The organism is Type-C symbiont of Plautia stali (assembly GCF_059730935.1).
The window spans coordinates 3563756-3576589 of sequence record NZ_AP035923.1; the positions used below are offsets into that span (position 1 = coordinate 3563756).

Below are 12834 nucleotides of genomic sequence, written 5' to 3' on the forward strand. Positions count from 1 at the left end.
GAAACTTACCCGTCCGGTGTGGCGAAAACGGCCTTAAAATTTACTTTTGCCTCTCAGACAGTCAAAATCAGCGCCTGATTCCGCACGCGCACTGCTTTTACCTGTCGGACAAGGTTTGCCGGCACCGTTATCCATCAAGGATTTTTCATGTTCGTAGCCACTGCCCTGCTGTTTATCGGATTGATTTTACTGGCTTACGGAGCTGACCGCCTGGTGTTCAGCGCCGCGATCCTGTGTCGATCCCTTGGCATTCCCCCGTTGATCATTGGCATGACGGTGGTGAGCATTGGCACTTCACTGCCGGAACTGATCGTCTCGTTTTCTGCCGCGCAGCATGGTCAGATGGATTTAGCCGTGGGTACCGCGCTGGGCTCGAACATCACCAATATTCTGCTGATTCTGGGTGGCGCTGCGCTGCTGCACCCTTTAACCGTACACTCCAATCTGATTCGCCGCGAACTCCCTCTGCTGCTGCTGGTCTCACTGCTCAGCGGCATCATGCTGTTTGATAACCAGCTCAGCCGGCTGGATGGCGTGGCACTGCTGCTGCTGGCGCTGGGTTATCTGCTGGTGGCGATCCGCATCGCCCGGCGGGCCGAGCGCGATAATAATGACACCCTGACGCGTGAACAACTGGCGGAGCTGCCGCGCGACGAAAGCGGCAACACAGTGGCGTTTCTCTGGCTGGCGGTGGCGCTGATTATTCTGCCGATGTCGACGCGCATGGTGATCGACAACGCCACGGTGTTTGCGGATTACTTCGGCGTTAGCGAACTGGTGATGGGACTGACGCTGATTGCCGTCGGGACCAGCCTGCCGGAACTGGCCACGGTGCTGGCCGGCGCGCTGAAAGGCGAAGACGATATCGCCATCGGCAACCTGATTGGCGCCAATATCTTCAATCTGGCGATTGTGCTGGGCCTGCCGGCGCTGGTGCATCCCGGCGCGATCGATGCGCACGCCTTTGCACGGGATTACTGGATTATGCTGGGCGTCAGCGTGCTGTTCGCCCTGCTGTGCCTGCTGCGCAAGCGCCGCATCGGCCGCATAGCGGGCACGCTGCTGTTAGGTGGATTTATCGTGTGGGTGCTGTGGCTGTGGCTCAGCCCCACGCTTATCGCAAGCTATTAAGGATGACTGACCATGTCACATCAGCAACCGGATTTCGACTTCCAGCAGGCAGGTAAAGCGGTACTGCGCATTGAACGCGAAGGGCTGGAACAGCTCGACCAGTATATTAACGCCGACTTCAGCCGCGCCTGCGAAATGATCTTTGCCTGCCGTGGCAAAGTGGTGGTGATGGGCATGGGCAAATCCGGCCATATCGGCAAGAAAATGGCCGCCACCTTCGCCAGCACCGGCACGCCGGCGTTCTTCGTCCACCCGGGTGAAGCCAGCCACGGCGATCTCGGCATGGTCAGCACCAACGATGTGGTGATCGCCATCTCGAACAGCGGCGAGTCAGGCGAAATCCTCGCGCTGATCCCGGTGCTCAAACGGCAGAAAGTGCAGCTGATTTGCCTGACCAGCCGTCCGGAGAGCGCCATGGGCAGGGCTGCCGATGTGCATTTATGCGTGAAAGTGCCGCAGGAAGCCTGTCCGCTCGGGCTGGCACCGACCTCCAGCACCACCGCCACGCTGGTGATGGGCGATGCGCTGGCGGTGGCGCTGCTGGAAGCGCGCGGCTTCACGCAGGAAGATTTCGCGCTGTCGCACCCGGGCGGCGCGCTGGGGCGCAAACTGCTGCTGCACGTCAGCGACATTATGCACAGCGGCGATGAAATTCCCCACGTCACCCGTGACGCCTCGTTGCGCGACGCGCTGCTGGAAATCACGCGCAAAAACCTCGGCCTGACGGTGATTGTCGACGACCTGATGAAAATCGAAGGGATTTTCACGGACGGTGACCTGCGCCGCATCTTCGATATGGGCATCGATTTCCAGTCGGCCCGCATCCAGGATGTGATGACGCGCGGCGGGATTCGCGTGCGCCCTAACCTGCTGGCGGTGGACGCGCTTAATCTGATGCAAAACAAAAACATCACTGCGCTGCTGGTGGCCGATGACGATCGCCTGCTCGGTGTGGTACATATGCATGACATGCTGCGCGCTGGCGTGGTCTGAACGGGAAACAACAATGAGTGCTGAAACCACGATGGTCGACACCTGCTACGGCCCGGTGAGCGCCGACGTGATGGCGCGGGCGGCCAACATCCGCCTGCTGATTTGCGATGTCGATGGCGTGATGTCCGACGGCCTGATTTACATGGGCAACAGCGGTGAAGAGCTAAAGGCCTTTAACGTGCGCGACGGTTACGGCGTGCGCTGCCTGCTGACCTCGGACATCGAAGTGGCTATTATTACCGGCCGTCGCGCTAAACTGCTGGAAGATCGCTGTAAAACGCTCGGCATTACGCATCTTTACCAGGGACAGTCGGATAAGCTTTTGGCCTGGCGCGAACTCCTGGATAAACTGTCACTATCGGCAGATCAGGTCGCGTATATTGGTGACGACCTGATCGACTGGCCGGTAATGGCACAGGCGGGTCTGAGCGTGGCCGTCGCCGATGCGCATCCGGTATTACTGCCGCGCGCGCATTACGTGACGCGCATTGCTGGCGGTCGCGGTGCAGTACGTGAGCTATGCGACCTGATTTTGCTGGCGCAGAACAAATTTGAGGATGCCAAAGGGCAATCAGTATGAGTAAAAGCAGGCGTTGGATAACGCTGATTCTGGCGCTGATCGCCCTGGTGCTGATCGGCTGGAATCTTACCAACCAGGACGACAGCGCCACGCCGGTGGCGACCAACGATCAGGCGCCGACCTACACCAGCGCCAACTCCAGCACCGTGGTGTATAACCCGACGGGTGCGCTGGCCTATAAGCTGGTCTCGGATAAAGTGACCTACTTTTCGGCCGAAGAAGTGAGCTGGTTCGATAATCCGGTGATGACCACTTACGACGAAAACAAAGTGCCCACGTGGTCGGTTCGTGCTGACAAGGCAAAGCTGACGAAAGATCGTATGCTGTATCTTTATGGCCACGTTGAAGTACACACATTGACGCAGGATTCCCAGCTTGAGCGCATCATCACGGATAATGCTCAGGTTAATCTGGTCAGCCAGGATGTGACGTCTGACGATCAGGTCACCCTATTTGGCCGCAGTTTTAACTCCACTGGCATGAAGATGCGCGGCAACCTACGGACAAAGAATGCCGAGCTGCTTGAAAAGGTCAAAACCTCCTATGAAATTCAAAATGAACAAAAATAGCCTTAAGTTGCTGCTGGTGAGTGCGCTGCTGGCAACCAGCCTGCCGGCGCTGGCGTTAACGGGCGATTCGGACAAGCCGGTTAACATCGACTCGGTGAACCAGGCGCTCGATTTGCAGGGTAACGTCGCCACCTTTACCGGTAACGTGATCGTGACCCAGGGCACCATCAAAATTACCGCCGATAAAGTGGTGGTAACCCGTCCCGGCGGCGACAGCAACAAAACCATCGTCGATGCCTACGGCAATCCGGCCACCTTTTATCAGATGCAGGACAACGGCAAACCGGTGCAGGGTCACGCCGCCAAACTGCACTATGAGCTGGCCAACGATTTCGTCGAGCTGACCGGCAACGCCTTTATTGAGCAGCAGGACAGCAACATCAAAGGCGATCGCATCACCTATCTGGTGAAAGAGCAGAAAATGCAGGCCTACAGTCAGGGCCAGAGCAAGCGCGTCACCACCGTGCTGGTGCCGTCGCAGTTGCAGGATAAAAACGGTTCGTCTGCGAGCCCCAAAAAGAGTAACTGATCGCTATGGCCACATTAGTCGCTGAAAACCTGGCGAAAGCCTACAAAGGCCGTCGCGTAGTAGAAGATGTCAGCCTGCAGGTGAAATCCGGCGAGATTGTCGGCCTGCTGGGCCCCAACGGGGCCGGTAAAACCACCACCTTCTACATGGTGGTAGGCATCGTGCCGCGTGATGCCGGCCGCATCATCATTGATGAAGAAGATATCAGTATTCTGCCGCTGCATGCGCGCGCGCGGCGCGGCATCGGTTATCTGCCGCAGGAAGCGTCGATCTTTCGCCGTCTGAGCGTCTACGACAACCTGATGGCGGTACTGCAGGTGCGTGACGACCTGACGGAAGAGCAGCGTCAGGATCGCGCCAATGAGCTGATGGACGAGTTCCACATCGGCCATCTGCGCGACAGCATGGGCCAGGCGCTGTCGGGCGGTGAACGTCGCCGCGTCGAGATTGCCCGTGCGCTGGCCGCCAATCCAAAGTTTATCCTGCTGGATGAACCTTTTGCCGGTGTTGACCCCATCTCCGTTATCGATATCAAAAAGATCATCGAACATCTGCGTGACAGCGGCCTCGGCGTGCTGATCACCGACCACAACGTGCGTGAAACGCTCGCGGTGTGTGAGCGCGCATATATCGTCAGCCAGGGCCATCTGATTGCCCACGGCACGCCAGATGAAATTCTTGCAGATGAGCAGGTTAAGCGGGTTTATTTGGGCGAAGAGTTCAGACTCTGATAAGGTGTCGGCATACCCGACATTTGCTTAGGAAATTCTAGCCGGATTATGAAGCAAGGTTTGCAACTCAGGCTCAGCCAACAGCTGGCGATGACCCCCCAGTTGCAGCAGGCAATCCGCTTGCTGCAACTCTCTACGCTTGAACTCCAGCAGGAACTGCAACTGGCGCTGGAAAGCAATCCGCTGCTTGAACAAACCGATCTGCACGATGAAGTCGACGCCCGCGAATTTCAGGAGAACGAGGCGTTAGATACCCGTGAGGCACTCGAACAGAAAGAGATGCCGGAAGAGCTGCCGCTCGATGCTACCTGGGACGAGATCTACACGGCCGGCACGCCCTCCGGCACCGGCACCGATTACCAGGACGACGAGCTGCCGGTGTATCAGGGTGAAACCACGCAGTCGCTGCAGGACTATCTGATGTGGCAGGTAGAACTGACGCCGTTCACCGACACCGACCGCGCCATCGCTACCTCCATCGTCGATGCCATCGACGATACCGGTTATCTCACCGTCAGCTTACAGGACATTTGTGACAGTATTGGTGACGAAGAGCTGACGCTGGAAGAGGTGGAAGCGGTGCTGAAGCGCGTACAGCGTTTCGATCCGGTGGGCGTCGGCGCACGCGATCTGCGTGACTGCCTGCTGGTGCAGCTGTCGCAGTATGCGGCTGATATGCCGATGCTGAACGAAGCACGGCTGATTGTCAGCGAGCACCTCGACCTGCTGGCTAACCACGATTTCCGCAGCCTGATGCGCGTGACGCGGCTGAAGGAAGAGGTGCTGAAGGAAGCGATGCTGCTGATCCAGTCGCTCGATCCGCGCCCCGGGCAGTCCATCAATACCAGCGAGCCCGAGTATGTAATTCCCGATGTGCTGGTGCGCAAGACTGGCACGCGCTGGACGGTGGAGCTGAACGCTGACAGCCTGCCGCGCCTGAAGATTAATCAGCATTACGCCGCGATGGGCGGTTCTGCGCGTAATGACAGTGACAGTCAGTTTATTCGCAGCAACTTACAGGAAGCCCGCTGGCTGATTAAGAGCCTGGAGAGCCGCAACGACACGCTGCTGAAAGTGACGCGCTGTATTGTCGAACAGCAGCAGGCGTTTTTTGAACAGGGTGAAGAGTATATGCGTCCGATGGTGCTGGCGGATATCGCCCAGGCCGTGGATATGCATGAATCCACCATTTCCCGCGTCACCACGCAAAAGTATTTGCACAGCCCGCGTGGCATTTTTGAACTGAAGTATTTTTTCTCCAGTCACGTCAGCACCGAAGGCGGTGGCGAAGCCTCGTCGACGGCGATCCGTGCACTGGTGAAAAAATTAATCTCCGCGGAAAATCCCGCAAAACCCTTGAGCGACAGCAAACTGACCTCCATGTTATCTGAACAGGGCATCATGGTGGCGCGACGTACGGTTGCTAAGTATCGCGAGTCTTTATCTATACCGCCATCAAACCAGCGCAAGCAGCTGGTTTGACCGAAACAAGAAGGAAGACCTATGCAGCTAAACCTTACCGGACTGAATGTTGAGATAACCGACCCACTGCGCGAATTTGTAAATAACAAATTTGCCAAACTGGAACACTATTTTGATCGTATCAATCAGGTTTATATTGTTCTGAAAGTGGAGAAGGTGACGCAGATTGCGGAAGCAACCCTGCACGTCAACGGCGGGGAGCTGCACGCCACATCGGAAGCGGAAGACATGTACGCGGCCATCGACGGGTTGATTGACAAGCTGGCCCGTCAGCTGACCAAACACAAAGACAAACTGAAAAAACACTAACCTTCACGCTTGCAGAGTGCTGACGGGTTCAGCACTCAGAGGAGAAATGGGGCGGGTCACCGCCCCGTTTTGTCATCTGCGCAAGCGCCTGCAGTCACCTGCCCTGCCCGTTCGCGGTGTCCCGGTACGTGCCTTACGGCTATGTGAACACGCAAGTGAAACGATGATGAACAACGATCTGACACTGGAATTGAGCGCGGTCCTTTCGCTGGACTGCACCCGCAGCGGCGTACACTGCCAGAGTAAAAAGCGCGCGCTGGAAATTATCAGCGAGCTGGCCGCTAAGCAGCTCAATCTGCCGCACCAGACGCTTTTTGAAGCCATCCTGACCCGTGAACGCATGGGCAGTACCGGCATTGGCAACGGCATCGCCATCCCGCACGGCAAGCTGGAGGAGGATACGCTGCGCGCCGTTGGCGTGTTTATCAGCCTCGACCAGCCTATCGCCTTTGACGCCGTCGACAACCAGCCGGTTGACCTGCTGTTTGCCCTGCTGGTGCCCGCAGACCAGTGCAAAACCCATCTGCACACCCTGTCGCTGGTGGCGAAACGCCTGGCGGATAAAACCGTCTGCCGCCGTTTGCGCGCGGCACAGAGCGATGAAGAGCTCTACGCCATCATTACAGAAGCTCAGGAAGATCACGCTTAAGCGACAGACACTTTTACCGGCCTGCGTGCCGGTTTAACACGGGAGAAATGTGATGGTGCTGATGATCGTTAGCGGTCGGTCAGGCTCAGGAAAATCAGTCGCGCTGCGCGCCCTTGAGGATATGGGCTTCTACTGTGTCGATAACCTGCCGGTGGTGCTGCTGCCGGAGCTGGCGAACACCTTAACCGAGCGCAATATCTCAGCGGCGGTTAGCATTGACGTGCGCAACATGCCGGAATCACCGGAGGTGTTTGAGCAGGCACTGAACAATCTGCCGGAAGCGTTCTCGCCGCAGCTGCTGTTTCTGGACGCCGATCGCAACACGCTGATCCGCCGCTACAGCGACACGCGCCGCCTGCATCCGCTCTCCAGCAAAAATCTGTCGCTGGAAAGCGCCATTGATGAGGAAAACGATCTGCTGGAGCCGCTGCGCTCGCGTGCCGATCTGATCATCGATACCTCAGAGATGTCGGTGCATGAGCTGGCAGAAATGCTGCGCACGCGCCTGCTGGGCAAGCGTGAGCGTGAACTCACCATGGTGTTTGAATCCTTCGGCTTCAAGCACGGCATCCCGATCGACGCCGATTACGTGTTTGACGTGCGGTTCCTGCCTAACCCGCACTGGGATCCGAAGCTGCGTCCGATGACCGGGCTCGATCGTCCGGTGGCGGCCTTCCTCGATCGTCACACCGAAGTGCACAACTTTATCTACCAGACGCGCAGCTATCTCGAGCTGTGGCTGCCGATGCTGGAAACCAATAACCGCAGCTATCTGACGGTGGCGATTGGCTGTACCGGCGGTAAGCACCGTTCGGTCTACATTGCCGAACAGCTGGCAGACTATTTCCGTTCGCGCGGTAAAAATGTGCAGTCCCGTCATCGCACCCTGGAAAAACGCAAATCATGACCGTGAAGCAAACCGTTGAGATTCGAAATAAGCTGGGTATGCATGCGCGCCCGGCGATGAAGCTATTTGAGCTGGTGCAGAGTTTTGATGCGGAAGTGCTGCTGCGTAACGAGGCCGGTACCGAAGCCGAAGCCAGCAGCGTGATTGCGCTACTGATGCTCGACTCCGCTAAAGGCGGTCATATCGAAATCGAGGCCAGCGGCCCGCAGGAAACCCAGGCGCTGGCCGCGGTCATTGAGCTGTTTGAAGCCGGTTTTGACGAAGACTAACCGCGTCAGTGCAGCTGGTAACGGTTGAGAAAACCCTCGCCGCCCAGCTGGCGCATCTGGCGCATAATCCACTGCTGGCGCTGACGAATGTAGCCGGACGGTGCATCCGCGCGGAAGCGAATCGGATTCGGCAGCACCGCCGCCAGCAAAGCGGCTTCCGCCATGCTCAGCCGGCTGGCAGGCTTGTGGAAATAGCGCTGCGATGCCTCTTCCACACCAAACACTCCATTACCGAATTCCGCAATATTCAGGTACACCGTCAGAATGCGGCGTTTGGTCCATACCGTTTCCAGTCCCACCGTCAGCCCGGCCTCCAGCCCTTTGCGCACCCAACTGCGGCCATCCCACAAGAACAGATTCTTCGCCGTCTGCTGAGACAGCGTTGAAGCGCCGCGCATCCGTTCGCTGCCGTCATTGTCCAGCACCTGCTGAATGGCATGCACGTCAAAGCCCCAGTGCTCAGGAAACTTCTGATCTTCCGAGGCGATCACCGCCAGCGCCATCCACGGTGAAATCTCATCCATTCCCACCCAGTCTGAATGGGCGACATAATCGAAGCGTCCGCTGAACCACGCGCCAAGCTGCCGCTCCACCATTACCGCCGAAAACGGCACCGGCAAAAATGCGAACAGCACAATACCGGCCAGCCACAGACCCAGCCATGCCAGAAGCACCCTGCCAGCCAGCCGCTTCAGGCGCTGGACCATCTTCCCTTTACTCTTACTCATGCAATCGTCTCTTACCGGTTCCCTGGATTAATCAATTACTCAGGTCATGATTTCAAATAGCGGTGATGCAAGCCGGAATTTTATCTCTGCGGCATCGCGACCACCAGCCAAACTCATTGCGCGGGCAACCATCGTTCCTCTATTAGAGCCAGTCGCATCAAGCACTTCCGGCAAAAAGGAATCGGTTCCATGCAGAAAAATCGCGCAGCGCCCACGGGCATAAATACTTAACCGATTGTGATACTGCTCACGTTAAACCTTTCACAATGTTTAACTATCATCTTTAGTAGTCAGTGAAGATGTTCATTGACAACCGAGACCATTCTGAAAAACACGGCGCAAATAGCGACAATTACGCTTCAGGCCAGGGCGCAACCTGTAAAACGTTTTACCGCCCATCCGGTTTACGCTAACCGTTCAATGCCCGAACTGGAACTTTCAGCCGGGGGTTTCCAAAACGTTTTGGATAACCGCGGCAAAATCTGGTTATTCATTATTAGAATCAATAACATGAGCATAAAAACGGCCGTTGCGCTGCGCTTTTTGCCGTTTCCCTTCGCTGCGCAGCGCTTTCCGGACCGCGACTGTGGGAAAACCAGGCAAAAAACCGAACATTTGCTCAAAAATAGTGCAATACGCTAAAGAAATTGATTCCTTGCTTGACTGTGTCAGCAAATTAATGTTTTCTGTATTTAAACGCTGCTCAACATCACACAATTTAATGAATCTTGTCACAAGCTGTGGCGAATTTGCTAAGGTGATTTTGAAGCGTTAACCAATACCACGCTGTTGCTTTTGTATTCGATTTCTAATAATAGCAGCAGCGCCCATTTCCCTGGTGTTGGCGCAGTATTCGCGCACCCCGGTTTCGACTGGGGTCATTTTTTTTCTGGCCCGCGCTATTTTTCCCGCTCCGCAACCCAGTTCCGTAATACTTCAACGTCGTGCCGCCACTCGTGCTTCAGCTCGTCAACCCACTCCTGCACGTTATCCCACCAGGCCGGCAATTCCGGTGACTGAATCTGTTTCGCCAGATTCTGCAGATGCAACAGGCCGACGGAGCCCGCCGCGCCTTTGATTTTGTGCCCCTCTTCGGCGATGCCCTTCTGGTCACGCGCCATCATATTGGAGTCCAGCACCTCAAGATAACCCGGCATCATCTGCTCGAACATCGTCAGGCTTTGGGTGATCAGCCCCGGACCAACCAGCTCGATATACTGCTCCAGCATGTCGACATCCAGCAGCGTGCGTGACTGTTCCGCGTCGGCGTCACTCACCACCGCTTCCGCTTCAGCCTGGTAATCCCAGAATTTCTTGATCATCGCGGTCAGCGCTGGCACCGCCAGCGGTTTGCTCAGCACATCGTCCATGCCGGCATCGAGATACTCTTTTTTATCCTTCAGCACGTTGGCAGTCAGCGCGACCAGCGGCGGCAGCGTCACGCCGGCATGCTGCTGATGAATGGCGCGCGACACATCGAGGCCGGTCATGTCCGGCAGCTGGATATCCAGCAGCACCAGGTCGAACTCCTGCGGATCGAACATCGCCAGCGCCTCACCGCCGGTCATCGCCACCTCCACGCTGCAACCCAGCTTCTCCAGTACCGAGCGCGCCACAATCACGTTGAGTTCGATGTCTTCTACCAGCAGCACGTGCAGCGCCGGCAGCGGCATGCTGTCGTCCTGATCCTCATCTTCCACTTCATCCGCCACGCGCGGCGCGTGGATTTCCACGGTAAAGCACGAGCCCTGACCCGGTGCGCTGCTAACAGTAATGTCGCCGCCCATCGCCTGCGCCAGCCGGCGTGACACCGCCAGGCCAATCCCGGTGCCGGTGGCCGGTTTACCGCCGTGCTGATCTTTTACCTGGTAATACATGGCGAAGATTTTGTCCTGCTCTTCCTGCGGAATGCCCATCCCGGAGTCCTGCACCTCAAAGTGCAGCGTTTCGTCCTGGCGATAGGCGACGCGCACCACGATTTCGCCCTGCCGGGTAAACTTCACGGCATTGCCGATCAGGTTCCACAGAATCTGGCGCAGGCGCGTGCCGTCGGCGGAGATTTTGTGCGGCAGCGGCAACTCCGGTGCCATGACAAACTTCAGACCTTTCGGCTGCGCCAGCAGGCCGGAGAGGTTTTCCAGGTCGGCGAGGAAGCCGGTGAAATCCAGCGGCTGGTTATCCAGCTGCACTTTGCGCCGCTCAATCTTGTCGACTTCAATCACATCATTAAAGATGTTGCCGAGGGTGATGGCCGAGACGTGAATGGTTTTCAGGTACTTCAGCTGCTCCTGGTTGAGATCGGTATCCAGCAGGATGCGGCTTAACCCGACGATGCCGTTAAGCGGCGTACGCAGCTCGTGGCTGATGGTGGAGATAAAGGTGGTCTTTTCACGGCTGGCGTTCTCCAGCGCGTCCTGATAGCGCTTACGCTCGGTAATATCGCGTCCGAAGCCCATCAGGCCGCTGCGCTTACCGACGCGGTCGTAATACGGCACTTTGCGGATTTCAAAGCAGGCTTTGCGCCCGTCCGGATACTGCAGCCACTGTTCATAGGTGAGCGACACATTGTGGCGAAACACCTTCTCATCGGTCTCCAGCACTTTGGTGGCGGCATCTTCGTCATAAATGTCGCGCGGCGTCAGGCCAATCAGCTGCTTCTCGCTCAGGCCGGTGAGCAGTTCCATGGCGCGGTTACAGCCGGAGAACTGTTTGTCGATGTTGCGATAGAACACCAGGTCAGGCGAGGCATCAAGGAACGAACGCAGGAAGGAAGATTGCTGCTCCAGCTCAATCTGCGCCTGTTCACGCCGCGTCATCTCTTCGCGCAGCTTATCCATCACCTGCTCGCGCGCCTGCTCTGCTTTAATACGGTCGCTGATTTCCTGGTTCAGCTGGCTGATGGTCTCTTTCATCTGCTGATTCAGTTCAAGGTCGCGCGTGCGCATCTCCTCCAGCTTATCCACCAGCTTCGACAGCCGCTGGCGCGACTCCTCCAGCTGATCGACCACCACGGAGAGAAAGTAGACCGCCCACGGGGTAATCAGCAGGCCAAAAAACACCGAACGCACGACGTCGATACTTTCAACGTGGCCACGCAGCACCATGGTGACCGCCATCTGCACCACCATTGCCAGCACCACCAGCGCCGAAGCCAGCAGCAGCGAAAACCGCACCAGCCCGAGCTTGACCATTAAATCCACGTAGTACTGTGCTAAAAGACGAATCTGTTTCATTACGCGCTCCCTGAACGAATCTGGCTCATCATAGCGTAATTATCTGCGCGCTGCGCCGCCGCACGCGCCGTGCGGACTGACTTTACGCCCTGTTATGGTGCAACAGCGCGGCGTTTCGCCGACGTTCCCGCCTTTATGCCTAAAGCGCTTGACTAATTCTGCTAACTGAATAATCTGGAGGGCCGCGCTTTTGCGGGTCCCGGTGCCGCGTGCCCGGCGCATCCGCTTTCTGCAGCCATCCCTCCTGATGGTTGCCTTCCGTTATTGCATATCCATTCAGCTTAAGTGCTGTTTTAATCACACCCTGGTTAATTAATTTTACTAATGGCAACCGCGTTTTGATTCAAATGTTCCGCCATAAGAAAAACAGATACATGCTGTGCACGAAACGGTCCAAACAGAATTTTGTGCTGGCATCCCCACATTCAACAGCATGGTCTGGAAATATGAGGCCGATCACACAGTGAGACGGCTCACACTTCATAAGGGAATCAGAAAGGTCAGATTGACATATATTTACGTAATAAAAACATAATAATCATACAGTTAAATCGCAAAAAGGCTGATTAACCGTAATAAAGCTGGCTATTTGACCTGAGTTCGCTTTCCCGATAAGTTGGAATTCCGCTGGATGCTTTCCAGTCGGGACTGTGTCTCGGCATATCTATGCAGCAAGAAGACTCCCTCTGGATGCAAGTTATCTCCCTTAGAGACCGGATTTTAT

The 12834-nt window shown here is 56.5% G+C and carries 14 protein-coding genes; 12 read left to right on the top strand and 2 right to left on the bottom strand.

The genetic code is table 11. The annotated features are described in order from the left end of the window. Positions 1-147: 147 nt before the first annotated feature. The 11 genes from AC6I7J_RS16875 (at position 148) to npr (ending at position 8149) form a co-directional block, all read left to right on the top strand. On the top strand, positions 148-1131 hold the full coding sequence (locus AC6I7J_RS16875) for a calcium/sodium antiporter (RefSeq protein WP_021507737.1): 984 nt from the start codon (positions 148-150) through the stop codon (positions 1129-1131). A gap of 12 nt (positions 1132-1143) precedes the next feature. Further along, positions 1144-2124 carry an arabinose-5-phosphate isomerase KdsD gene (gene kdsD, locus AC6I7J_RS16880; RefSeq protein WP_021507738.1) on the top strand — a complete coding sequence of 327 codons (981 nt, stop codon included), beginning with the start codon at positions 1144-1146 and terminating at the stop codon, positions 2122-2124. A gap of 13 nt (positions 2125-2137) precedes the next feature. Continuing rightward, positions 2138-2704: a 3-deoxy-manno-octulosonate-8-phosphatase KdsC gene (kdsC, locus tag AC6I7J_RS16885; protein ID WP_021507739.1), complete on the top strand. Its 567-nt coding sequence runs from the start codon at positions 2138-2140 to the stop codon at positions 2702-2704. Beyond that, positions 2701-3273, top strand: coding sequence for an LPS export ABC transporter periplasmic protein LptC (gene lptC, locus AC6I7J_RS16890; RefSeq protein WP_021507740.1), 573 nt, complete (start codon positions 2701-2703; stop codon positions 3271-3273). The genes kdsC and lptC overlap by 4 nt, the downstream gene beginning before the upstream one ends. Continuing rightward, positions 3248-3802, top strand: a complete 555-nt coding sequence (gene lptA / locus AC6I7J_RS16895; protein ID WP_031279739.1) for a lipopolysaccharide ABC transporter substrate-binding protein LptA — start codon at positions 3248-3250, stop codon at positions 3800-3802. The genes lptC and lptA overlap by 26 nt, the downstream gene beginning before the upstream one ends. A 5-nt stretch (positions 3803-3807) precedes the next feature. Beyond that, positions 3808-4533, top strand: coding sequence for an LPS export ABC transporter ATP-binding protein (gene lptB, locus AC6I7J_RS16900; RefSeq protein ID WP_010618248.1), 726 nt, complete (start codon positions 3808-3810; stop codon positions 4531-4533). A gap of 48 nt (positions 4534-4581) precedes the next feature. Beyond that, positions 4582-6015 carry an RNA polymerase factor sigma-54 gene (rpoN, locus tag AC6I7J_RS16905; protein WP_031279740.1) on the top strand — a complete coding sequence of 478 codons (1434 nt, stop codon included), beginning with the start codon at positions 4582-4584 and terminating at the stop codon, positions 6013-6015. Between the two features lie 21 nt (positions 6016-6036). Then, on the top strand, positions 6037-6324 hold the full coding sequence (gene hpf, locus AC6I7J_RS16910; protein ID WP_010618250.1) for a ribosome hibernation promoting factor: 288 nt from the start codon (positions 6037-6039) through the stop codon (positions 6322-6324). A 166-nt stretch (positions 6325-6490) separates the two neighbouring features. Further along, the gene (ptsN, locus tag AC6I7J_RS16915; RefSeq protein ID WP_031279741.1) at positions 6491-6973 is read left to right on the top strand and encodes a PTS IIA-like nitrogen regulatory protein PtsN; all 483 of its coding nucleotides are present in this window, start codon (positions 6491-6493) and stop codon (positions 6971-6973) included. A gap of 52 nt (positions 6974-7025) precedes the next feature. Beyond that, the gene (gene rapZ / locus AC6I7J_RS16920) at positions 7026-7880 is read left to right on the top strand and encodes an RNase adapter RapZ (RefSeq protein WP_021507744.1); all 855 of its coding nucleotides are present in this window, start codon (positions 7026-7028) and stop codon (positions 7878-7880) included. Next, entirely contained in the window at positions 7877-8149 is a 273-nt protein-coding gene (npr, locus tag AC6I7J_RS16925; RefSeq protein ID WP_058759594.1) for a PTS phosphocarrier protein NPr, read from the top strand. The genes rapZ and npr overlap by 4 nt, the downstream gene beginning before the upstream one ends. 5 nt (positions 8150-8154) lie before the next feature. Here the strand turns inward: npr and mtgA are convergent, their stop codons facing one another. Further along, entirely contained in the window at positions 8155-8877 is a 723-nt protein-coding gene (gene mtgA, locus AC6I7J_RS16930) for a monofunctional biosynthetic peptidoglycan transglycosylase (protein ID WP_031279742.1), read from the bottom strand. A gap of 306 nt (positions 8878-9183) precedes the next feature. On the opposite strand from mtgA, the gene AC6I7J_RS16935 reads away from it, so the two are divergent. Next, on the top strand, positions 9184-9519 hold the full coding sequence (locus AC6I7J_RS16935; protein ID WP_104188002.1) for a hypothetical protein: 336 nt from the start codon (positions 9184-9186) through the stop codon (positions 9517-9519). Positions 9520-9776: 257 nt separating this feature from the next. On the opposite strand, the gene arcB is transcribed toward AC6I7J_RS16935, so the two are convergent. Next, entirely contained in the window at positions 9777-12110 is a 2334-nt protein-coding gene (gene arcB / locus AC6I7J_RS16940; RefSeq protein WP_498006231.1) for an aerobic respiration two-component sensor histidine kinase ArcB, read from the bottom strand. Positions 12111-12834: the final 724 nt, after the last annotated feature.